22 protein-coding genes are annotated in these 23,176 nt (G+C 62.7%); 1 reads left to right on the top strand and 21 read right to left on the bottom strand.

Features of this window, described 5'->3' with window-relative positions:
- Positions 1-102: 102 nt before the first annotated feature.
- The 14 genes from iaaH to CEW87_RS16335 form a co-directional block, all read right to left on the bottom strand.
- Positions 103-1,557 (bottom strand): indoleacetamide hydrolase, encoded by a 1,455-nt coding sequence (gene iaaH / locus CEW87_RS16400; protein ID WP_108974698.1) that lies wholly within the window; start codon positions 1,555-1,557, stop codon positions 103-105.
- A 58-nt stretch (positions 1,558-1,615) separates the two neighbouring features.
- Positions 1,616-3,022: an amidase gene (locus CEW87_RS16395; RefSeq protein ID WP_108974696.1), complete on the bottom strand. Its 1,407-nt coding sequence runs from the start codon at positions 3,020-3,022 to the stop codon at positions 1,616-1,618.
- Complete coding sequence (locus CEW87_RS16390) at positions 3,019-3,777, bottom strand: aspartate/glutamate racemase family protein (RefSeq protein WP_108974695.1); 759 nt, start codon at positions 3,775-3,777, stop codon at positions 3,019-3,021. Before CEW87_RS16390 ends, CEW87_RS16395 begins: the two co-directional genes overlap by 4 nt.
- A gap of 34 nt (positions 3,778-3,811) precedes the next feature.
- Positions 3,812-5,137, bottom strand: coding sequence for a M20 family metallopeptidase (locus CEW87_RS16385; RefSeq protein WP_108974693.1), 1,326 nt, complete (start codon positions 5,135-5,137; stop codon positions 3,812-3,814).
- A 24-nt stretch (positions 5,138-5,161) separates the two neighbouring features.
- Positions 5,162-6,184 carry an FAD-binding oxidoreductase gene (locus CEW87_RS16380; protein WP_108974691.1) on the bottom strand — a complete coding sequence of 341 codons (1,023 nt, stop codon included), beginning with the start codon at positions 6,182-6,184 and terminating at the stop codon, positions 5,162-5,164.
- 95 nt (positions 6,185-6,279) lie between these two features.
- Positions 6,280-7,620 carry a Rieske 2Fe-2S domain-containing protein gene (locus tag CEW87_RS16375; RefSeq protein WP_108974675.1) on the bottom strand — a complete coding sequence of 447 codons (1,341 nt, stop codon included), beginning with the start codon at positions 7,618-7,620 and terminating at the stop codon, positions 6,280-6,282.
- Positions 7,621-7,926: 306 nt separating this feature from the next.
- Positions 7,927-8,427 (bottom strand): flavin reductase family protein, encoded by a 501-nt coding sequence (locus CEW87_RS16370; RefSeq protein ID WP_234421558.1) that lies wholly within the window; start codon positions 8,425-8,427, stop codon positions 7,927-7,929.
- 6 nt (positions 8,428-8,433) lie between these two features.
- Positions 8,434-9,645 carry an OmpP1/FadL family transporter gene (locus tag CEW87_RS16365; protein ID WP_234421557.1) on the bottom strand — a complete coding sequence of 404 codons (1,212 nt, stop codon included), beginning with the start codon at positions 9,643-9,645 and terminating at the stop codon, positions 8,434-8,436.
- A gap of 10 nt (positions 9,646-9,655) precedes the next feature.
- Positions 9,656-10,885, bottom strand: coding sequence for a styrene monooxygenase/indole monooxygenase family protein (locus CEW87_RS16360; RefSeq protein ID WP_108974689.1), 1,230 nt, complete (start codon positions 10,883-10,885; stop codon positions 9,656-9,658).
- Between the two features lie 179 nt (positions 10,886-11,064).
- Complete coding sequence (locus CEW87_RS16355) at positions 11,065-11,973, bottom strand: AraC family transcriptional regulator (protein WP_234421556.1); 909 nt, start codon at positions 11,971-11,973, stop codon at positions 11,065-11,067.
- Positions 11,974-12,038: 65 nt separating this feature from the next.
- A complete protein-coding gene (locus CEW87_RS16350; protein WP_108974685.1) occupies positions 12,039-13,040 on the bottom strand; it encodes an AraC family transcriptional regulator in 1,002 nt (333 codons plus the stop codon).
- A 130-nt stretch (positions 13,041-13,170) separates the two neighbouring features.
- Positions 13,171-14,058, bottom strand: coding sequence for a VOC family protein (locus CEW87_RS16345; RefSeq protein WP_108977282.1), 888 nt, complete (start codon positions 14,056-14,058; stop codon positions 13,171-13,173).
- A gap of 33 nt (positions 14,059-14,091) precedes the next feature.
- Positions 14,092-14,523, bottom strand: coding sequence for a lipocalin-like domain-containing protein (locus tag CEW87_RS16340; protein ID WP_108948130.1), 432 nt, complete (start codon positions 14,521-14,523; stop codon positions 14,092-14,094).
- A gap of 73 nt (positions 14,524-14,596) precedes the next feature.
- Positions 14,597-15,475 carry an alpha/beta fold hydrolase gene (locus tag CEW87_RS16335; protein WP_108948129.1) on the bottom strand — a complete coding sequence of 293 codons (879 nt, stop codon included), beginning with the start codon at positions 15,473-15,475 and terminating at the stop codon, positions 14,597-14,599.
- Positions 15,476-15,646: 171 nt separating this feature from the next.
- Between CEW87_RS16335 and CEW87_RS16330 the strand changes: the two genes are divergently transcribed.
- Positions 15,647-16,381, top strand: coding sequence for a GntR family transcriptional regulator (locus CEW87_RS16330; RefSeq protein ID WP_108974683.1), 735 nt, complete (start codon positions 15,647-15,649; stop codon positions 16,379-16,381).
- A 31-nt stretch (positions 16,382-16,412) separates the two neighbouring features.
- Here the strand turns inward: CEW87_RS16330 and CEW87_RS16325 are convergent, their stop codons facing one another.
- The 7 genes from CEW87_RS16325 to CEW87_RS16295 form a co-directional block, all read right to left on the bottom strand.
- Positions 16,413-16,949 carry a cupin domain-containing protein gene (locus CEW87_RS16325; RefSeq protein ID WP_108948127.1) on the bottom strand — a complete coding sequence of 179 codons (537 nt, stop codon included), beginning with the start codon at positions 16,947-16,949 and terminating at the stop codon, positions 16,413-16,415.
- Positions 16,950-17,043: 94 nt separating this feature from the next.
- A complete protein-coding gene (locus CEW87_RS16320; protein ID WP_108974681.1) occupies positions 17,044-18,150 on the bottom strand; it encodes an alcohol dehydrogenase catalytic domain-containing protein in 1,107 nt (368 codons plus the stop codon).
- Positions 18,151-18,309: 159 nt separating this feature from the next.
- Positions 18,310-19,338 carry a 4-hydroxy-2-oxovalerate aldolase gene (dmpG, locus tag CEW87_RS16315; RefSeq protein WP_108951176.1) on the bottom strand — a complete coding sequence of 343 codons (1,029 nt, stop codon included), beginning with the start codon at positions 19,336-19,338 and terminating at the stop codon, positions 18,310-18,312.
- A 14-nt stretch (positions 19,339-19,352) separates the two neighbouring features.
- Positions 19,353-20,285, bottom strand: a complete 933-nt coding sequence (locus tag CEW87_RS16310; RefSeq protein ID WP_108974679.1) for an acetaldehyde dehydrogenase (acetylating) — start codon at positions 20,283-20,285, stop codon at positions 19,353-19,355.
- A gap of 96 nt (positions 20,286-20,381) precedes the next feature.
- Positions 20,382-21,170 (bottom strand): 2-keto-4-pentenoate hydratase, encoded by a 789-nt coding sequence (locus tag CEW87_RS16305; protein ID WP_108977280.1) that lies wholly within the window; start codon positions 21,168-21,170, stop codon positions 20,382-20,384.
- Positions 21,171-21,241: 71 nt separating this feature from the next.
- Positions 21,242-22,201, bottom strand: coding sequence for a 3-carboxyethylcatechol 2,3-dioxygenase (locus tag CEW87_RS16300; RefSeq protein ID WP_108974677.1), 960 nt, complete (start codon positions 22,199-22,201; stop codon positions 21,242-21,244).
- 13 nt (positions 22,202-22,214) lie between these two features.
- Positions 22,215-23,111, bottom strand: a complete 897-nt coding sequence (locus CEW87_RS16295; protein WP_108948122.1) for an alpha/beta fold hydrolase — start codon at positions 23,109-23,111, stop codon at positions 22,215-22,217.
- Positions 23,112-23,176: the final 65 nt, after the last annotated feature.

Here is a 23,176-nt window from a genome sequence, read left to right as displayed (position 1 = left end):
GTTGCTCCATGTCAGTCGGCCCGTTTCTCACCTGATGAGTGAGAAACGGGCCGGTTCGGGTTGGGGCTGCCGCAGGATTGACCCCGCGGCAGAATCGTGTTCTCAGAGTGCTGCCGGAATCAGGCCGAGCACCGTCTCCAGGGCGATACCGATCGCCAACATGCGACGATCACTGGCTGCCGGACCATCAAGTTCGAGCCCGACCGGCAGGCCGGTTTTCGGCCCGAGCCCGATCGGCAACTGAATCGACGGCAGGCAGGCGCTGGCAGCCGGCTCCGTGTTCTGAATCAGCAGATGAAAGTTCTCGGGCAGGCTGACCTCCGGCCGCGCCTCGGGCGCCACGATCGGTGTCGTCGGAAACACGAAGGCGTCGAGTTGATAACGCTCGAAAAGATCGTGGTAATGCGCTTTCAGCGCCGGACGTCCGCTACGAAGCGCCTCTTGGTAAAGGGGCTCGACGTCAACCAGGGTTCCATCCGGCCCGAAAGTACGCTTCGGCAGCACCAGATCCTTGTAGATGCCCTTTACATCGGGACTTGCGATTTGCTCGTAAAGCGTTTCGATGCTGATGCCGGGTCCCTGTTCGCGCAGATAGGTGCACATGTCGTCATAGGCTTCACCGAACACCACGGGAAAACCGATCGGTTCGTTCAATTCCTGCAGACGCGCATCAGGCACCTCGATGAAGCTCACGCCCACCGCCTCAAGTCGGGCAACGGCGCCTTTGGCCACACTTTCGGTATCGGCATCAAGATTCGCCCAGAACCCCTTCGCCACCCCCAGCCGAAGCGTATCGAGCCGCACCGGCGGCATGGCAGCCTCGCCGGTGATGATGGCGTCGAGCAGGGCCACGTCGGCCATGCACAGGGCCATGGGCCCCACCGTGTCGCGGCTGCTGGAGATCGGAATCACCCCCTTGCCCGAATATCGCCCCCACGACGGCCGCAGCGACGCACATCCATTGAGGGCGCACGGGATGCGCATCGACCCGCCGGTGTCAGTGCCGAGCGCCGCGAGCGCCATCCGGGCACCAAGCGCCGCCGCGCTGCCTGAGGAAGACCCGCCGGCGATACGCGACATATCGTAGGGGTTGCGCACACCGACAGTCTCCTTGCTGTGGAAGGCATGGTTGTAACCAGTGCCACCGAAGGCAAGTTCGTGCATATTGGTCTTGCCGAGCACGATGGCACCTGCATCGCGGAGCCGCTTCACGGTGGGCGCATCCTCGGACGGAACGAAAGTCGCCAGCGCCGGCGTACCGGCCGTTGCCGGCAGACCTGCCGCGTGGATATTGTCCTTGATGACCAGCGGCACCCCGCTCAGCGGCTTGCACGGCACACCTGCCGCCCTTGCCGCATCGGCTTCGCGAGCGGCGGCGAGTGCACACTCGGTGTCGAGCGTGATGAAGATGTTCAGATCGACTCTCGCTTGCGCCTGGTCAATGCAGGCATGCATGAGTGCCTCGCTGCTCAGTTCGCCAGCTGCAATTCGAGCGGCTGCGCTCGCTATCGTCAGCTCGGACAAGCGGACGTCCGGTTTATCTGCGTGTCGTGACATGCGTGCTCCTGTTCGTACTGGAATGTGTTCTTCACTCGAATGAGCTGCGGCAGGTGGCTTACACCGGCGGGTGCATCCGGTGCCATTTGCTGATGCCCTGAAACGCCTCACCGGCCGCAATCAGCGCGGACTCGTATCCCCTGCGCCCGACCAGCTGGCAGCCGATGGGCATCCCATCGGCCGTATGTCCGCACGGCATGGATAGTGCCGGGTGGCCGCTCACATTGAAGGGCGAGGTAAACTGGATCAGTCGCTGGTTAAGCTCCGGGTCCTGCGCCAGCGCACCCAGCTGCTCGTGCGTCGGCGCAGCAAAGGGCTGTACCGGGGCGAGGAGCATGTCGATGGTTTCCAGCAGCGCACTCATACGCCCCCTGAAAGCAATCGCATCAAGGATGACGCGCTGATAGCTCATGCCATCAGTTGCACGACCCACATCGATCAGGCGACTGAGCGCAGGACCGTACTCGGACGCCCGAGCCGGATAGGTTTCAGCATGCGCGACAGCGGTCTGCACGCCGCACAGCATCTCCCACGCACCGGCGATGGGAAACGACTCCGGCGTGCGCACCTCGATTACCTCGGCACCCAGCTCGCGCAGTGCCTCGATCACACCCTCCATCGCCTTGAGCGTTTCTTCATCGGTTGCCCTTGCGTTCCATTCACGATCCACACCCACACGAACGCCCTTCAATCCCTGACGAGGCGCGAGTACCGCAGTACCAACCCCGGGCAAAGAGCTCGGATCGAGCGTATCGGGCCCGTCGATGGCCTCGAACATGAGGGCCACATCACGCGCCGAACGCGCGATCGGTCCGACATGGTCGAGCGTTGCCGCCAGTTCGAACACGCCATGACGACTGACCCGTCCCCAGGATGGCTTCAGCCCCGTCAGTCCGTTCGCTGCACAAGGAAAACGGATCGATCCGCCGGTATCGGTCCCGAGCGAGGCGAAGCACAATCCGGCACTCGTGGCCACCGCCGACCCGCTCGACGAGGCACCAGTCCAGTGATTTGCGCCCCAGGGATTCACCGGTGGCACGGACGACGGATGAGGCGTGGCGAATGCACCTTCGGTCAGCTGCAGCTTGCCCAGTACGATGGCACCTGCCTCACGCAGGCGCCTGACGACCGTTGCATCTTCCTGGGGGACGAAATCACGGTGCACCGTCGTTCCGGCAGCCGTCACCACCCCCTTGGTCCAGAACAAGTCCTTTACTGCAACAGGAATGCCGTGCAGTGGGCCGCGATAGCGGCCACGCCCGATCTCGGATTCGGCCTTGCTCGCGGCCTCGAGCGCTTCATAGGCCATGAGCTTTGCATAGGCGTGCAACTTTCCGTCGATTGCACTGATGCGGTCGAGCTGACTGCGCACCAGTTCCACCGGTGACAGCGCCTTGCGCTTCAGCAAGGGTGCCAATTCACTGATTTCGAGGTAGTGCCAGTCGCTCAGATTTACGCTGTTCATGCGATACCTCCACCGGAAAACGTCGAAAACGCCTCGTCCTTGAAGGTCTCCGGTGCGGGATAAGCCAGGCGGCTTTGCACCAGGCCAAGATCGAGAAAGAGTTCGCACATCTTGTAGGCCACCACACCCGGATTGAGCACCGGCACCGGCAGGCGCTCGGCCAGATAGGCGTGGGACTGGTGCATCGTAGTCGAGCCGAGCACGATGACATCCGCTCCGTCTTCGTCGATCGCCCGCAGTGCTTCGGCCTCTAGCTTCGCAAACACGACTTCTTCCTTGCCGCTGAGCAAGGCCTCGGTGTCCGGACGGACATCGATCGCGCGGATGGACGCCAGCCGCGACCCCAGACCGTACTCATTGATGGTCTTGCGATAGAGCGGAAACCAGCGCTTCCACATCGTGAGCACGCTGAACTTGTGACCGAGCATCGCCGCAACGTGAAAGGCGCTCTGCCCAGGCCCCAGCACAGGGATCGACAGTCGGGCACGCAGCGCGGCGAGACCCGAGTCACTCACCGTATTGATGCACACCGCGTCAAAGCCTTCGGCCTCGGCGCGCATCCCCGCCTCGATCACGGCCATCTCCATGATCGCCATGTCGTAGTAGCTGTCGGCCAGCGTCATCACCCTGCCCGCGCCGACGAACTCGACCTCGATGTCAGGTCGCCGAAACCCGGCCGGCAACTGCGCTTCGACCATCGGTCGTGTGGCGTCGCTCATCGGCACCGGGAATATCATTTTTACTTTCTTGCTCATATGCGACTCCACAAGGGGAAAGGCTGCGGCCAGATCAGAGACCAAGCTCGCTGCGCGTGCGGGTCAGCGTGTCGATGACGATGTACATGATCTTGCGTGCGCAAGGCATCAGATCGGGTATGTAGGTCGCCCCCATGCCGCCAAGCCCCTCAGCGAGCACTTCCGGCGATCCCTCAGCCGGCCACGGCCAGCCAATACGTGCCGTCGGCACCCCGTAACGCCTCAACGCGGTCCCATCGGTCTGCCCGCCCAGCAAATCAGGCGTCCCATGCGGACGTTGTTCGATGTGCTCCCAGCCCCGTTTCGCAGACTGGATAACCCAGTTGCGTTCGTCGGTGGTGCCGCCCGGTACCGACCCATACATTTCCCAGTCCAGTACGAGGTCGGGGCGCTTCGCCTGCAGATCGCGGACAAACTCCGCGAACTGCGCCTTGACCTCGGCCGGCGAGGTGCGCGGGTTGATCCGTACATCAAAGAAGAGCTCGGTGATCGCGGACGGAAAGGCCGCGCGCTCGGGGTCTCCCGAGCGGATACCCGAGATCCAGCCATGGGGCGCCACGACGCCCGAGGTATTGCGCTCGGCATAGGCGATCAGCCATTCCTCAAGCGCCTCGATCACGGCAGCGGCCGGCACCACGGAGCTGCGGAATCCGGGCGTTCCACGGGGCACGCCCGCGTAACCGAGGGTGCCATGCACGCGCAGCTTGAACCAGCCCATGCCGGGCTCTTCGTGATACACCCAGTTCCACGGCTTCATCACCACGGCAAAGTCGGCCGCGGCGCCACGATTGAGCATGTGCAATACCCCGTTCGACATGCCTGCATGCTGCCGCGCAGACACATCCACCGGCATGCCACCGTCGGCCATTCCGAGCAGGAGATCGCCGGTGATCGGCACTCCGGATTCGATCAGCGCGGTGGCAATCTCGGTCAGTGTTGCGACCATGGCCTTCGGGTTGGATGCGCCCAGGCCGAACACCCAGTCGTCCTGCATCTTGGCCCGTGGCTGCATGTCGGCCTCGGTCTGCCCGCCCGTCCACGAACGCTCGGCATCGTCACACTCAAGGTGAGTGTCGATCGGTGCGTAGAGCATCAAGGCCGCACCGCCGCCGGCGCCACGGTACTCGGCAAGCACGTTGCCGCTGTCGTCGGTCATCGGCTGATAACGCGCATTCATGCCGGTGGCCGACAGGTGCGAAGCCATGAACTCGCTTGCCGCGCGTGCGGCGCCGGTGGGGCTGTGGATGTCGGTCAGCGCAAACAGCAACTGCTTCAGGCGTTCAGGGTCAAGCCGGGCACACGCCTGCTCGTACCACTGTTGCTGTTCGGCGGAGAATGGAACGGGTGTGGTCTCTGTCATGGGTACGGGGCTCCGTTGTCTCTATCAGTTGCTGGGGACGAACTGCTCGGCAAACACGTTCTCGGGCGCAACGCCTAGCTCGATCAGGCGTCGGGTAGCCGCGTCGATCATTCCCTGGGGGCCGCACAGGTAGGCCACGGTGTCCGGGTCGGTGACGTCCTCGGGCCGCAGCGCGGAAACCGGACTGCCGTTGTGGTAGCAACTGTCGGGCTCGCGATCCACGCAGATGCGCGTATCCAGGCCGGGCAGCCACTGGCGCCGCAGTTCCAGCTCATCCAGATAGAACAGCGCATCCGAGGTGGCACAACCGAAACTCAACAACATCGGCGGCTTGCGCCCACCAATCTGGCGCATGCGGTCGATCATCGACAGCACCGGTGCCAGCCCCGTGCCACCCGCAACGAAGATGTGCGGCGCACGACGCTTTTCACGCAGGAAGAAGGCGCCATAAGGCCCTTTCAACTTGACCACATCGTTGACCGTCGCACCCGTCTTGAGCCACGTAGACATGACGCCTTCGGGCAGCAGGCGGATCAACAGCTCCAGCATTGGCAGGTCAGCCTCGGTGGATACCGGCGAGTAGCTGCGCAACTGCCCCACACCGGGAACCTCGATCTGAACGAACTGACCCGCCTTGAACGTCAACCAGTCGCCCTCGGCGAGCTCAAGGGAGAGCTTGACCACGTTGGACGCAATCGGCTCGATGGCGTTTACGAAGGCATGCACCTCGACCGGCACCACACCACCCTCGGCACTGCCATAGGACAGATCAAAGGTGCAATCACTCTTTGCGCGACTCACGCACAACAGGCGATGCCCCGCCTCGTATTCGCTGGCAAGCAGGGTCGAGCTGCTGCCGGGCTGGCTGCTGGTATCACCTTCGCATAACGTGGCAAGACAGCTCGAACAGCTGCCCGAACGGCACTGGTGCATCAGCGGCACACCGCCTGCCAGCGCGGCGTCGAGTACCGTTTCTTCCTCCGCCACGTCGATGGCACGACTGGCCCCGTCGGCGAAACGGAAGGTCACCGTATGGGTTTGACTCATGATTGGTCTCTGCTGTGTTTGGGGAATCACCGGCGGCAATGGCGAGCACCGCCTGCAACCGGATCAACCGGCGCCTGCGTTGCCCGCCGCCGCACTCAGTCTTCGATCTGCTCGACGAAGTAGCCGGGCGGCTTGCCTGCGGCCGTATCCTTGAAGCGGATGCTGTGCGTCTTCACCGATCCCGCCACACCCTTGCCCGGCTTCGCGATACCACGGTTCCAGCGCGAGGCCAGCTTGCGCCACGTGATCGGCGAGATGTCCGTCGCCACTAGCTGCTCGTCATCCCAGCCCGTGCCGTCGGCGTAGAAGCTCTGCATCGCTTCACGTGCGTACAGGTCGCAGTCGTTGAAGCCGTGCAGACACAGCGGCTTGTACACCCGGTCGAACTTGTACTTGAAGTCTTCCCGGTCCTTCTCCGTCGGGCACACCTTCACCAGCACTTCCCAGTATTCGTGCAGGTCGTCGGTGATCGGCACGTACCATTCGTATTGCACAATGTGCTCGCCCGGCCAGTTCTCCACCATCAGCACACCGGGCAGCACCACCGAGGTGCGGTAGGCACGTCCATTAACGCCCTTCACTTCCAGGCCCAGCGACTTGTTCTCCAGCACCGGCGCCCACTTGTCGGTGAACAGCCACTGCATCATGCCCTTGGGGCCTTGCTCATCTTCGACCACGGTGATGCAGTCGTCGCTCGTGGGCAGAATCCCCAGCGGCAGCACCCATTCCATCGCGTGCACGATGGTGTTGTCCTTGTGCACCAGGATGTGCGCGTTGTCGAAGCCGTTCTCGCATGCGATGCGCCAGTTGCCGTACCCGGTGCGGTGCATGCCGTGACCTACCGCGTCTGCGTCGAGCAGGCTCGGCGCGGCCGGCCACAGCGGGTGCGGGAAACGTTCGCTGTTCTCGGGGAAGCGGAACGGCAGATCCTGCGATAGCGGCGGCACGTCTTCATCGGCAAAGTCGTCCTCACGCACGAACACGAACACCATCCCCGCCACTTCCTCGGTCGGGTAGCTCGTCAGCCCCGTCGTGCCCACCAGCTTGTCGTCCGGGTTGGCCACGATGGTCGAGAGCTTGCCGTCCTTCAGGTCGAAGGTGAAACCGTGATACCAGCACGAGATCGTCTTCTTGTTGAAGCACATCGGCTTCTCCGACAATCTCACCCCGCGGTGCAGACACTGGTCCTTGAGCGCATACACCTTGCCATCCACACGACGCAGCACGATCGGGATCCCGCAGATCTGGATGCCCTTCACTTCGTCCTCGCCCAGCTCCTTGCTGAACACCGCCGGATACCAGTGGTTGATGAAGCCCCACGCCGCATCCTTGTACGGCTGGTACTGGCTCTGCGTCTTCTGTCCATTGACCCGCGCTTCGCTGATCCCGCTCGCCGCCTTCACCACCCGACGACGCACTACCGGTTCGTCTGCCATTGACTTGCTCCCTGTCCAAATGCGCCTAGCGCAACTCATCGCCTGCGCCACCGGTCACCCCGGCAACGCTTCCATGAGCCACATCCTAGGCACCACACCCACACCACGCGCTCCATTGCGGACACGCCTTATCCCGTCAGCGCAGAAAACGGTGGAAGCCTTGGCAACTGCCGCCGCCTTGCCCGTGCCGCCCGACCGCGACCTTCCGGCGAGCCTGGACCAAAAAATGGCACGCCAACCGTCTTACCGATCGACATGCCATTTTCTTTACCACCCGTCGTCCCAGCCTTGAGGGTGACACCCCCACTAAGTCACAACACCCTCCGCTACTTCGACTGCCGCATACCGCCCCCGATGAAACAACAGGGGATCAGCAGAATCCGCGGGCAGACGCAGATTCAGCACCTTTCCGACCAGGATGAGGTGATCACCGCCATCGTAGCGATGCGCGGTCTCGCACTCGAACACGGTCGCTACCGTTTCCAGCAGCGGTACGTCGCCCTCCCCTTTGCCGATGCGCAGGTCAGCAAATTTATCGGAAGAAGCACGTGCGAAGCGGTCGGACAAGGTGCGCTGACTAGCATCCAGTACGTGCACCGCAAAATGACCAGCAGCAGCGAAGGCATCGAAGCTGTATGCGCTGCGGGCGATACTCCAGAGCACGAGCGGGGGTTGCAACGATACGGTGTTGAAGCTGCTGGCGGTCACCCCGACCGGCGCGCCCTCGGCGTCCAGCGCGGTGACAATGGTGACGCCGGTGGCAAACTGGCCAAAGGCGCGGCGCAAGTTGGCAGGATCGATCATCATTGCTCCTCAGAACCTGAAACTGTAAGACGCGGACAACCAGTGCTGCCCCATGTAGAGCGCGGTCAGTCCGTCGGGCGCGGCACCCGTACCATGCACCGTCTCCTTGAATGACCTCGCGTAGGCCACGGAAAACTCGCCTCCGTCCTTCAGTGCGAGGCTTGCCCCAAGGGTGAGATGACGGCGGTTTGCGGCGGGCGCGAGCACGCCCAGGAAGGTGTCGCGACTGTCAAGCAGACGCGAGCCGTGGTTATAGCCCGCACGCAGCGTCCATTGCGAATCGACCGCGTACGCTGCGCCGACTCGCCAGATGGTCTGATCGCGCCACCCAAAGCCGGGGCCATTCTTCGACCCGGGGGCGCCTGTCGCGTCGCCGACTCCGTCGTTGCCAAAGGCGCGCACATCGCTCCAGAGGATGCGTTGTGCATCGATGCCGAAGGTCCACGCCCCTTTCACATAGCTCGCGCCGAACCCGTAGCTCTCCGGGATATCGAGTTTGCCGCGCTCAGGCAGCAAGCCTTCGAAGGTGTCCATGCGCCCCATGTCGACCTTGCTCGCCCACATTGCACCCAGCTGCAGGCCGCGGCCTGCATCCCAGGTCCAGCCCAGGCGCACGCCGGCACCGTATGAATCGTCCCGACCTTCGGGCAGGCCGATACTGGCTGTGCCGCCGATATCGAGCACCTGGCGTGCGAGCACCACCCCCACGCCAAGGGCATGCGCTTCACCGAGCTTGCGCGCATACGAGACGGTGGCGACCATCTGCTTGAGCTCCGAGCTGGCCGCCTTCAGCCCGCCGATGCTGTCATCATTGTCATAGTTGGTGCCGACGCCATTGCCAACCACGGTGATGCCCAGGCTCGACACCGCATCCACCATCCAGTTGGCACCCAGCTGGGGGATGATATAGAGGCTCTTGTCTGCGCTACCGTCGTAGCGCGTGCCGGCAAAGTAGGCACCGTTATCCACCTGGAGGAAGGCGGCCCCCAGATCCACCCGGTTGCCCACCAGCACCATGCCTGCCGGATTGGTCGCGCCCACCATGGCGTCCTGCGCGAGGGCGATGGCGACGCCCCCCATCCCCTCGGACTTCACACCGTAGCCATGCGGAAACGTACCTTGTGTGGCGAAGGCCGATTGCCCGGAACTACCGAGCAGCGCAATGATCAGGCTGCCGAGCAGCCTGCGTCCGCAATTGATTCGCATCGTTTTCGCTTCCATTTCGCCGACCTCAGGCCGGAACCGCAAACGAGTCGATGAAACAATCCGCCTCTGCCGCGTCGTAATACCACGGCGCAAGACTCTTGGGATCGTCGAAAGCGTTGGCGACACGGGCGGCCAGCGCCGGATTCTCTCCGCAGGCGCCAAAGATCTTCAACACTTGTGGGGGCGGCGGCAGGAGATGGGTGTTGGTGAAGCGGGTCACCCACTTCGCGTAGTCCCAGTAGGCGTCAAAGGTCGCCTGCATCCAGGCCTCGTCGAAGGCTTCGTCCCCGTGCTGCACAATTGCCTCCATGTAGAGCGCGGCGCATTTGCTTGCGTTGTTCGAGCCCTGCCCGGTGATGGGGTCGTTGAGCACCAGCGCATCCGCCATACCGAGGACGACGGCCCCCGAGGGCAGTTTGCCAACAGGCTTGCGCACGGTGGGCGTGATCCGGCCTGCGAGCGTGCCCAGTGCGTCGGTCAGGCGAAGATCGGTACACCGGTCTGCCTCCCAGGGGAAGAACTCACGAATGAGCTTCACCGCCAGCTTGAAGTGCGCCTCGGGAGAATCAACCTCTTGCCAGCAATCCATCGGTCCTCCCGGAATACACTCCAGATTGATGATGTCGCAGGCACCGGTATGGGTCAGTGAGGGGAAGTTCACATACTCACCAATCCCCGGATTGACGCTGATATTGAGGGCAGGGAAATCCTCCCTCGGCTTCATGCCGTGAACGTAGGTCAGCGAGACCGTGCGCAGGGGAGCATCGAACTGACTGCGTTCCGCATCGCGCTCGAACAAGGCCCCCACCGCACCCTTTCCGGACGCGACGATGACAAGGTCGGCGTCGGCGGCATAGCGTTCGAGATCCGGCACACCGGCGTCCGCGATGACGAGATGGCCGCCACGGCGTTCGAACTCCGCCATCCATGCCGGCATCTTGATGCGCTGATCCACCGACTGTCCCGGCGCACGCATGGGCGAACGCCAGTCGATCGGGGTCACGCCGTCAGATCCGCCCACCCGGAAATGAACGCCGGAAATTGGCGGACAGGCGTCGTCCCAGAACGCCAGATCAAGGTCGCGCTCATAGCCGACCGCCATGTCGTACATCGACTGGCTCGACATGACGCGGCCCTGGGAGATCTGCTCTGCGGTGCGATTCGAAACGAGGGTGACGTCGTAACCCTTGGAAAGCAGGCCGATCCCGAGCTGAAGCCCGCCCTGACCTGCACCGATGATGGTGATCTTGCGCATGTTGTTTCTCTCCGTCTTGGGTTGGTGCGAAATCTTCGATATCGAAGACAGCCCCAATTTGACGGACCCTGAACCAGAGAAATATGCGCAGACTGCAGACAACGTGCAAAAACCGCAGGAAAAACAAGCACTCACCAACACAGTGCGTGCACGCACCACGATCGGGCAGATATTCTGGCTTAACGCCCTTTCGCCATTGTCTCGTGCGGATGTTCATCAAAACGTCGGCGGTAGTCGCAAGCGAAGCGTCCGAGCTGATAGAAGCCCCAATGGGTCGCGATGGTGGTAACGCTGCGTGGCCTGGAGGCGTCGAGCAGATCGCGGCGCGCACACTCCATGCGCAGATCGCGCAGGTAGCGCATCGGACTCACCCCAAGAAATTTTCGAAAACCGTCAAACAGGGTACGGCCGCTGACACCCACCACACTGGCCAGCGTTTCAATTGTCATCACCTGCTCGGGATTTGCGCGCATGAACTCTTCGGCCACCTTGACATGCCGCGGGAGCACCACCCGACGCTCTGTTTGAACGGCCTCCCCGAAACTGCCCGGCATCCAGCTCAGCAGCGTCGTCATCAGCAATTGCTCGAACTGTGTCCTGACCAGCGGCTGCGTCGCGAGCTGAGGGTTGCGCTGGAGTTCGTTGAGTACATGCTGCGCAGTTGCCACCCATGAGCGCGGTGCAGCCAGCCTGAGGTCGACCGACGGCATGAATACAAGCGGCCCGTCATCCGGGCGGGCACTCAGCGCAGCCGCGTGGCCCTCGAGAAGCTTGCGTTCGATCCTGACGGCAAATTTCAGGCAGTCGGCACTCCAATTCATGCCGAGGCCGCTCATCGGTGCATTGACGGATGCGTAGCGCGAATCGGAACAGAATGAATGTCCATTGACGCACATCCGGTCGGTGCCGCTGAGCGGCACCTGGATCAGGTAGAAGTCCCCGAGCGTGTCCACGTCGACACTCACATCGGCACCATAGCGCATCCGGCTGAAGCTGAACCCGCCCATTGCACAATGGGTATGCTCGTACTTCAGGCACGCTCTGCTACGAAGCTGGTCGAGACGGTGATCGCAATAGATCCCCGCCACGATACTCCGGGTTTCGTCCAGATCGCTCGACCGGTAAACCGCAGATTGCCCGATCGCCATCGCACTTAACGCGCAAGCGTCTCGGATGGGCTCTCGCCAAAACGGCGCTTGTAGTCGGTCGTGAAGTGGCCGAGATGACCAAAGCCCCATTGATACGCGACCGCAGTCACCGTGGTACGCCCGGTCTCGCTGCGCAGCAATTGCTCACGCACACGAGTGAGCCGGACTTCCTTCAGGAAGAGCATCGGCGAGGTATTGCGGTACTTGCGGAAACCGGTAAACAGGGAGCGCGTGCTGACCCCGACATGCTCCGCCATGTCTCCGACGGTGATGGGTTCGTGGGCGCGCTCTTCGATGAACTGCTCGGTGCGACGGATGAAGGCGGGCGCAACGGTGCGCGAATCCTCGCACAGCGCGCGCGTACAGGTGTTGCCCTGGCACACGAGCAACATGGTCACGACCATCTGTTCGATCTGGGCCGACAACAGCGGCGACAACGGATCGGGCTCGGACTTCAGGGTTTCGAGCAGCCAGTGCATCGTGCGCATCCAGCGCTGACCCGCACCGGTTTCCAGCGGCATCGCCGTATCGAACTCGATGCGATCGGGCAGATTACCCCCCAGATGCTGCCGGCAATGCCTTTCGAGCAGGTCGCGATCGACCCTCAGGATCAGCTTCTCGGTGCGCTCGGCATGGCGGATGCGCACGGGACGATGCGCGCTGAGCACCGAACCCGTGCCGGCCGAGCTATGAGTGGTTTCACCGGCGCACTCAATGCGCTCCGAACCACACAGCGGCATCTGGATCAGATAAAAGGAGTCGAGTACGCCAGGCTCGATGGTGACTTCTCCACCGTAGCTCATGCGTCCTACGCCGATACCGTTCATGCGACGGTAATACATGCGCGCATTGACGGGCTTCCGGGAATCCAGGCTACGCAGATTGTTCTCGCAGAACACTCGCGTCCCCCAGCTTCGTGCCTCTTCCAGGTCGCGCGTCTGAAAACGTTCGAAGCTACCCATTTCCACAACGGTATTGCGGTCGTATGCCAAACCTTGCAATTGCATCGTGACTCCTTCGTCTCTCTGTGGTGTCCGCCCGGCATCCACTCTTCGGTGAATCTGTGCTGCCGCCGCTTGGTACACCGTCATCCGGTACGGTTCGCCCCAGGCCTCATCAGATGCAGGGGCGAACCATTCACTTCGGCAACAGGTGTTGGTGCCCCCACGCGCTGGTCACATCGTAGGTCTTGACCTCAAGATCGTCTTCTTTCACCTCCAGCCCACCCCAACCACATTCGATTTGCACTCCTGATGGACTTTCGACATAGAACGAGAACATCCGGTCATTGATATGTCGCCCCAACGCACGGGTCTGGCGGAACGGGCTCTGATGCACCCTGTCGAGGGTGCGGCCTACATCGTCGAATTCCCGCACCTGGAGCATCAAGTGTCCGAGCCGTCGCCCAAGGGGAAGATAACCTATTGCTAAAGAGTGATGGCGCTGATTGCAGCGCATGAACACAAAACTGCCTTTCTGCCCGCCGTAGTTGTCAGTGGCCACGAAGTCGCTGGTAACGAAACCCAGCAATTCGCAATAGAAGCGATGCACCTCGGCAACGTTCTCCACCACCAGCATCACGTGGCCCAGCCCCTGGTCCCCGGTGACGAAGCCGCCATGCGCCAACGGCGAGTTAAAGGGCTGCTGCGGGCGCATCAGGGAACCGTAGGACAGTTCCACTTCCATACCTGCAGGATCGCGGAAGCACAGCAGTTCGCGCACACCGCGTGCCTCGCAGGCCTCGGTGCTCCCTGGATGTACGTCGATTCCGGCATCGGCGAGGCGAGTTCGGATGGCCGCGAAGTCTTCACCACAATCGACCTCCAGCCCTACAACAACAATGTCGTTGCGCGGCCCCTCGGTAACCTTAATGCGCCACGGACGATCATCGACCCTGAGCCGCAGATCGCCGGGCGCGGTGTCCGGAACGATTTCGCACCCCATCACGCCGCCGGCGAAAGCGCTCCACGCTTCAAGATCCGTGGCCTCGATCTGGATATAAGCCAGCCGTTTCACCTGTCCCATCAAGCCTGCCTCCTGTTCCGACATATCCTTCCCTCAAGCACACGCACGCCGCCAGGCGAGCACGGCCGTCCTCGCCTCGGGTGTGCCATCCTCGATTCTGGCGACCAGGGTCATTTCATCTGGCCCAGTACGCATCACCTTGCGGCGCTGCACGCTTCCCTGCCAGTTAGGAAAAATGCACAGATCGATGAGATGGCTCACGGTTTCGCCGTCGAACTCGTAGCGGCCGGCGTAAGTCAGGTATTCGTTATAGGCCGCAGCCTTTTCACTGTCGGCCGCATCCCACTGACCGCCGGTGGTAAACGCCCGCCGCGGCTTCTTCGACAGTACGCAGAACATGTTTCCCTCCCCGTACTGGATGAAGCCTTCGATCTGCTCTCCAAAGGGGAAGACCTTGCGTCCATCGTCGTACTCCTGACGCCACGAGACGATGTTCCAGCGCCCTTCAATACTTTCGTTCTTCAATTCCTTGCTCCTGCATTGATGGCCGGATCGCTGCGCGCCCGCTCATCGTTATCGATCACGACCTGAGCAACATTCAGGCCAGTGCGGCCTCAGCAGCGCTCACCTGGACGAGCGGCTCGTTGGCTGCCGCCTCGCCCAGAAAATCCTGCACCAACCGGGTGAAGCGAGCCGCTTGTTCGATCTGCGTCCAGTGCCCACAACGCCCGAACACATGCAACTGCGCACGTGCGATCAAGCCGGTCAGACGCACTGAGCTCTCCAGCGGAATCACCTGGTCCTCGCGCCCGTGAATCACCAGTACCTCGTGCGGTATGGCGCGGATCTGCGCTTCGTCGCTGGCCAGCGCCTCCACCCAGCGCTGGCGGGGCGACGGGAACATGGCCGAGAACGATTCCTGGAATCCGGGCTGAATGCTGGCCTGGTAGCGCAACCGGGCAAGGTCGTCGTTCACCAGGCTGCGGTCGAAGGCAAAGATGTCGAGCAACTTGCGCATGTTGGCAAGCGACGGCTCATACCCCCAGACGGCGTCGAGTCCCTCGGTGAGGGGAAAGTCGATGCCTGCACTCCCCATGAGCACGATCCGACGCAAGCGTGAGGGGTGCCGAATCGCGATCTTGAGGGCGAGCGCACCGCCGAACGAGTTGCCCACGATGTCCGCCTGGGCGATACCGAGTGCATCGAGCAGACCGATCGCCTGGTCGACCCATGTGTCGACGTCGTACCGCTGCCCCTCGGGGCGATCGGTAAAACCGAATCCAACCATATCGGGAATGATCACCCGACGGTCTGCGGCAAGGGGATTCATCACCGTGCGCCAATTGACGTAGCCACTGACGCCCGGCCCCGAGCCGTGAATCATCAACAATGGGAAACCCGCACCCAGATCATGGTAGTTGGTCCTGATTCCCCCTACGTCGATACTTTGGCCGATCTCCGGGTTGCTCTCACTCATGCATCGCTCCTTTTACGATTTACCGGCGCCGAGGGGAATTCCATCCCCGCACCGTATTCTCGAGATTTCTTCGTGTTATTGTTTTTTTCGTAGATTGTCGGTTATAAGTTCATATGTCAACCATATGAAGAATGTTATGATTTTCACATTCCTTACTACGCTCACCACACCATGATTCGCGACGCCACGAATGCGACCGACGGAATGTCTTCCACGCCGCCCGCCACCCTGATCGAAACGGCCTATCGTGCGATCCGGCGAAATATCGTGCTTGGCGTCCACGCCCCCGGCGAGAAGATGCGGGTGGAACATCTCAAGACCCAGTACAAGATGAGTTCCGGCACCCTGCGCGAAGCCCTGGGCCTGCTCGTTTCCGATGCGCTGGTCGTTGCTCAGGGGCAGAGAGGATTCACGGTTGCACCGATGTCGGTGGCCGACCTCGAAGACCTGGTGTACCTGCGCGCACTGGTCGAGACCGAGGCTGCACGTCAGAGCGTGGCAAACGGGAACGATGACTGGGAGGCCAGGCTGGTGAGCAGCTTTCACCGGCTGACGCGCGCAGAGGAGCGCCTGGGCGCACGGACGGCCGAAGCCTATGAGGAGTGGGAGCGGCGCAATTTCGAGTTCCACGAGGCGCTCGTTGCCGCCGCGCCATCCGGTCGCCTGCTCGACCTGCGTGCAAAGCTGCATCTGCAGGCAGAGCGCTATCGCAGGCTGTCGGCGCTGGACGGTCCGCGCCCGCGGGATGTGCACAACGAACACGAACAGATCTTCGAGCTCGCCATGCAAAGGAATGCTGACGCTTTGGTCGATTTGCTGCGCAGACATCTGCAGCGTCCGGTCGATGTCATTCTGAACAGCAGACTGCTCGACCGTTCGCAGGCGGATACCGGCAGAGCGGCCTGAGCGCCGCCGGCCGGCTGTGGCGTGTGGCCGCTTAGCGGCGCGCGCCCATGAGCACGAAGAAGATGCGCGCAGGTTCGGTACCCCGATTTCGCCATGCATGCCGGGTGCCGACCTGGACAACAACATCTCCCTTGCCCAGGCGCTTCTCTTCACCTTCGCCAAGGTCCAGCCAGATTTCGCCGTCGATGACCACACCGTAGTCGATCGTGTCGGTCTGGTGATAGCCCGATCCATCCGCCTCGAAGGTGTCGACGAGACCGGGCAGACGCTGCGCGAACTCGGCGCCGGCCTTCTCCGGATCGAAATCAGGGCCCGCAGACAGGCTGTCCGGCGGAAAGGTGACAAGCATTGCGGTCGTCCCGCCCACCATCGGCATGACGGACTCGAGTCCGAGCACCGGATCGGACGCGCGGGCGGCGATTTTCGGCTCCGCAGTGGTCTGCCACACGACTGCAGCCGAGAAGCCCGGCGTGTGCTCGAACTCGCTACTGCCCGGCACCGGCCCCGAGAGGACGACTTCTGCCTTTCCGCTGGCGTTGTGACCAGTTACAACACGATTTCCCTGCATTTTGATGCTCTCCTGTGCGTTTGCGGAACGATCCTTCTCTGCGGCCACAGCGCCGCCGCCTATGCGCGGACGGCGTTGTGGCCGGGTAATGGAACTACTGCACGCGAATGTGGAAGTTGGCGAAACCGTTGCCGTTCGCCTCGATCTCATCAAGCGCTTCATTGAGCTGGTCGAGGCCGAACGGGCGCGATTCGAGCAGGCCGAGATCGACGCTACCCGCGGCAATCATGCTGGCCATCTCGTCACCCTCTGCCGGGGTGAACCAGAGCGAGCCGATGTATTGCAGCTGCGCGCACATGAACGGGTGCGGATCGATCGGAATCGGGCCGGCCACACCGCCAATCTGGATGATGCGTCCCCCCCGGATGACGGCCTGCATGGCGTCGACCGAGAGTTCGGCGGGCGCCTTGGCGCCGAGCGTATCGAGCATCACGTCGACCCCGTCCGGGATCCGGCCACGGACCTGCTCATGGATGCTGCCTTCGCCGAGCGTGATCGCGATGACCCGTTGCGGATCGAGTGCGACGAGCTTGTCGAGGGCCGCCGTGTCCCGTGCAACCACGACCACACGGGACGCACCGAACGCCAGCGCAAGCAGCACCGCGCCAACGCCCAGTGTCCCCGTCGCACCGAGAATGAGAATGTCCTGCCCGGGCCTCAGCCCGGACTTGCGGATGGCGGAGTACGCAGTACCAAGATAGCCAAAACGTGCAGCGTCCGCGCTCTTCAGGCTGTCGGGCAGGCGCACCAGGTTTGCAGCCGGCGCGGTGGTAAACTCCGCGTAGCCCGCATACGGATACTTCTCGAAGATGCGCTGCGAGTCCTTCCCGAAGCCGAAGTAGCCCATGAAGGTGTAGGCGTCGCACCGCGTCGGGTCGCCACGCTTGCAATGCCGGCACTCACCACATCCGACACCCGGATTCACATAGACCCGTTCGCCCACCTTGAACGAGGTCACGCCCTCGCCAACCGCGGCGATCGTTCCGGCCGCGTCGAGCCCGAAGATGGCGGGCAATGCGGGAAGCGGTAGGAACGGATACCAGGTAGGGAAATGCGTCACAACGTTCCTGAGGTTCGGGATCACTCCACAGGCCTCGACCTTGACCAGCACATCGTGTTTTCCGGGTGCGGGAACCGGCACTTCGTCAAGCACGAACTTTCCGCCGATTTCATGCAACCGGGCCGCCTTCATCATCGCCATGTCTCTCTCCTGGGGTGTGGGCGCACTGTCGGGGCACCCTTCCCGTCAGCGACCGCCCGGACGGGCCGCGCTGTGGTCACGTGGCACGCCGAATGGCGGTACCACAAAGCTGGAGCAGCGCCGCGCACCCGCCAAGCTGGGCGCGCGGCTGCGGTCTCGTCAGGCCGCCGATCTTTCCCGGGCCAGATTCATCGCCGTGTCCTCGATCATGTCTTCCTGCCCGCCGACCATGCCGCGCCGGCCCATCTCGACCAGAATGTCGCGTGCCGGCACGCCGTATTTCTTCTCTGCGCGCTTGGCAAACAGCAGGAAAGAGCCATACACGCCGGCGTAACCGAGCGTGAGCGCGTCGCGGTCGATGCGGATCGGGAAGTCCATGATCGGCACCACAAGGTCTTCGGCCACATCCTGGATCTTGAACACGTCGACGCCGGTCTCGATGCCCATCAGGTCGCACACCGCGATCAGCACTTCCATCGGGGTGTTACCCGCACCGGCACCCAGCCCCGCGGCAGCCGCATCGATGCGGGTGGCACCGACCTCGACGGCGGCGATGGAGTTGGCGACGCCCATGGCGAGGTTGTGGTGGCCATGAAAACCGAGCTCGGTTTCGGGCTTGAGGGCATCACGCACTGCGCTCAGGCGCGCTTTCACCGTGTCGGGCAAGAGGTGCCCGGCCGAGTCGGTCACGTAGATGCAGTTGGCGCCGTAGCTTTCCATCAGTCTGGCTTGCTTCACCAGCCCTTCGGGGCTGTTCATGTGCGCCATCATCAGAAAGCCGACAGTGTCCATGCCCAGCTTTCGCGCCATGCCGATGTGTTGCTCGGAGACGTCTGCCTCGGTGCAGTGGGTGGCCACACGGATGGTACTTACGCCAAGCTCGTGCGCCATCTTCAGATGATCAACGGTGCCGATGCCCGGCAGCAGCAGGGCCGAGACCTTGGCCTGCTTCATCAGCGGAATCACCGCACCGAGGTATTCCTCATCGGTGTGCGCGGGGAAGCCGTAGTTCACCGAGCTGCCGCCGAGGCCGTCGCCGTGGGTGACCTCGATCAGCGGGATGCCTGCATCGTCGAGCCCGCAGGCGATGGTCTTCATCTGCTCGAGTGTCATCAGGTGACGCTTGGGGTGCATGCCGTCACGCAGGGTCATGTCGTGGACGGTGATTTTCTTGCCGCGTAGATCCATGGTCGGCTCCCTTTTCAAGACAAGGCCGCGGCCATCACGGCGCGGTTGGGTTCGAGGGTGAGGCGGCCGGCGAGGATTTCTTCGGCAAACATCTCGGCGGTACGTGCGGCGGCCGCGGTCATGATGTCGAGGTTGCCGGCGTACTTGGGCAGGTAGTCGCCAAGACCTTCGACTTCCATGAACACCGACACGCGCTTGCCGTCGAACACCGGTCCATTGACCAGCTTGTAGCCGGGCACGTACTTCTGCACTTCCTTGATCATGGCGTGGATCGACTCGGTGATCGCGGCCTGATCGGGCTCGGTCTCGGTCAGGCAGTGCACCGTGTCGCGCATGATCAGCGGAGGCTCGGCCGGGTTGAGGATGATGATGGCCTTGCCCTTTTTGGCGCCACCCACCTTCTCTACCGCGCCCGAGGTGGTGCGGGTGAATTCGTCGATGTTCTTTCGTGTGCCGGGACCAGCGGATTTCGACGACACAGTGGCGACGATTTCGCCATAGCCCACCGCTTGCACGCGGCTGATTGCGGCCACCATCGGGATCGTGGCCTGGCCTCCGCAGGTGACCATGTTGACGTTCATCTCACCCTTGCCCACGTGCTCGACCAGATTCACCGGCGGCACGCAGAAGGGGCCGATCGCAGCGGGCGTGAGGTCGACCATCAGTACACCGAGCTCGTTGAGCTTGCGGCTGTTCTCGGCATGCACATAAGCCGAAGTCGCATCGAAGGCAATCTGGATGCCGTCGGACTTTACGTGCGCCAGCATCCCGTCGACGCCTTCAGCGGTGGTCTTGAGGCCCATCTCGCGGGCCCGCGCCAGACCTTCGGAGGTCGGGTCAATGCCCACCATCCACACCGGCTCGAGCACCGGACTACGCTTAAGTTTATAGAGCAGATCGGTGCCGATGTTGCCGGGGCCGATCAGCGCGCATTTGATTTTGGTCATGGGGTTTCCTGTCGAACGATACTGTGTGGAAAGAGATCACGCGGCGGGCGCTCCGCCCGCGGAGGCGTTACGAGCCCGCCACAGGCACAGCGCGCATCAATCAAAGCGCGCCTCAACGTGACCCAGGCCTTCGATGTCCACCGCGAAGGTCTGCGCCCGTGTCGCATCAACCGCGACCATCGGACCCAGCGCGCCGGTAAGCACGATGTCACCGGCCTGCAGTGGCTGACCGACGCGCACCAGCATGTCGGCGAGCCAGACGGCTGCATTGAGCGGATTGCCGAGGCAGGCGCGTGCGTTTCCTTCGGAGACAGCCCGGCCGCCTTCCTGCATCGTCATCGCACAGCGCCCCATGTCGAAGCGGCTCGCCCTGACCGGTGTACTGCCGAGGACGAAGAGCCCGGACGAGGCGTTGTCGGCAACGGTATCGAACAGGCTGATGCGCCAGTCCGCGATCCGGCTGTCCACGATCTCGACGGCGGGCAGGCAGTATTCGATGGCGCCCAGCAGATCGGCATAGGTGTGCCGTTCGAAGCACAGATCCTTGCCCAGTACGAACGCGATCTCCGCCTCGACCTTGGGCTGAATCAACCTGCCCTTGGCCACCGGCTCGGCATCGCCAACAGCCATGTCGGCAAACAGCATGCCGAAGTCGGGTTGATCGACACCGAGCTGACGCTGCACCGCTGGTGAGGTCAAACCGATCTTCCGCCCCACCAGACGGCGGCCCTCAGCCATTGCGCGCCGGGTGTTGTGCGACTGGATTGCATAGGCCGTTTCGGCCGACGCCTGCTCAACCCGGTCGCGCAGCGGCGCCACGGCCTTGCCACTGCATGCGGCGGCGTAGAGCGCATCGGCTGCGGCCACGATATCAAGCTGACTCATCTGAAGTTCCTTTCCGATCTTGTTTCGATTGACACTGCAACCGGCCTGCGGGCGCAGCGCCACCTCTGGACTTACTGGGGGCCTTCATGGCTGTATCCCGAGAGCGCACCGAACCCGGCGACCCATTCGGGAATCGGACGGTAATAGCGCGCTTCCGCCTTCCAGCCCTGAGCGCAGGCGGCCTCCATTGCCGCCGCCGCGGCGACCCAGGTCTTGGCTTCATGGGTTGAAGCACCGGCGGCTTTGCTCACGTCGTCGTTGCGATAGGCATCGATTGCCGACCAGTCACGCGCCTGCACCTGGCGCATGAAGGTTCGATCCCATTCGGGGCTCAATGCATGCAACCCACCGTCACCGGCCGCGAACGCGCGCGCTGCGGCGATCGTGCGTTTCTGGCGTGCATCCCGCGCTTCGGGCGTCGGGTTGCGACCCGCAATCAGACGCTCGATGACTACCGGATCGCTTGCCGTGGCAATCGCAGGAATCGGCGGGTTGTGAGACAGCCCGCCGGAGCCGATGAACAGCACCCGTTCATGCTCGCGCCCGGCAAAGCGCCCGAGCGCCTCACCCAGTTGGCGTGCGCGCTTGAAGCTGACCAGGGGCGGTGCGACGGCGTTGATCATGATGGGAATGACCGGGTAGCGATCGAGCGCGCCGGTCATCTCGACCAGTGCCTGCGCAAAGCCATGATCCACCTGCATCCGGTACGAGAACGCCAGGTCGATGCCGTTTTCGATCACCACCTCGGCGCACCGCTCTGCAAGCTGGCGTGGCACATCGAGGGGGCCATCCGGTGTCATGTAATCACCCACCGACGTCGCACCCATGCCGATACAGAACTGCGGCATGAGATCGAGGAAGACGCCGTTGTAGTGATCTGGCGCAAACAGGTAGATCACCTCCGGGTCGAAGCACGCCACTTCTTCACGCACCGCATTCACGAGATCCGCCACTTCGCCGACGACATCTGGCGACGGATCGAAATAGCCCTTCAACGGGGTGTGCGACATGCACTGCAGCATTGCTTTCATGGGGCGGCTTCCCTTACGGCCCCACGCGAACCGCTTCGGGGACGGCACCGCCAAGGAGAAACGCGAGATGGATCCGGTTGAAGGTGGCCGGGTCCTCGAACTGGGGCCAGTGGCCGCAGCCGTCCATGACAGTGAACAAGGCACCCGGAATCATCGACGCGATGCGCCGGCCCTCGGTGACGTCCGCAGTGGGGTCATCTGAGGTCCACAGCACCAGCGTCGGTGCAGCGATGCGGGCATAGTCTTCGGCCGCGATCAGATTGCGCAGCCGGGTTTCCATGTCCTGCAACACCATGTTGTGCTTCATGCCCGCAGCCATACCGGGCTGGGCATAGATCGCCTGACGAGTCGCGATCAGATCGTCGTAAGCCTTGGTCTTGTCCGCCATCAGCCACTCAACGCGTGCCTTGATGAAGTCCCACGAAGGATCACTCGCGGCCTGCAATGACAAGGATTTCAGCCGTGACATCACGGCTGGGTCCGCCTGCGACCCCCCAGCCGTGTTCAACACCAGACGTTCGACGCGGTCCGGATGGTCAATCGCCATCCGGGCAGCCACCCACCCGCCCAGCGACTCACCCGAGAAACTCGCGCGCTCGATGTTCTGCGCGTCCATGAAGCGCAGCAGGTGTTCGATATAGGCCGGGATCTCCAGATCGCTCGTCGCGGGAGAGGACCAGCCGTGACCGATCATGTCGATCGCCCATGTGGAGAAATGCATGCCATGCGCCTTGAGGTTGCGCACATAGGCCTCGGCATGTCCGCCAACACCGTGCAGCATGATCAAGGCAGGACTGGCACGGTCGCCGGTGTGAAGGTAACGGGTGTTGACGCCGCCAGCGTCCGTCCAGCCCTGACAAAAGCTTGTCTGACGGAGTTCAGCCCAGATGCTCTGAAAGGAAGGTGTCACAGATTGGTACTCCTGAGTTCCGGCGTGACGAGGCCATGCGCAGGCCGGGCTTGACCTGCCCGCAC

Origin of the sequence: Parazoarcus communis (genome assembly GCF_003111665.1) — a bacterium.
Classification (GTDB): Bacteria; Pseudomonadota; Gammaproteobacteria; order Burkholderiales; family Rhodocyclaceae; genus Parazoarcus; species Parazoarcus communis_B.
Note: the sequence above shows the minus strand (reverse complement) of the source record. Positions and strands in the feature narration are given on the sequence as shown.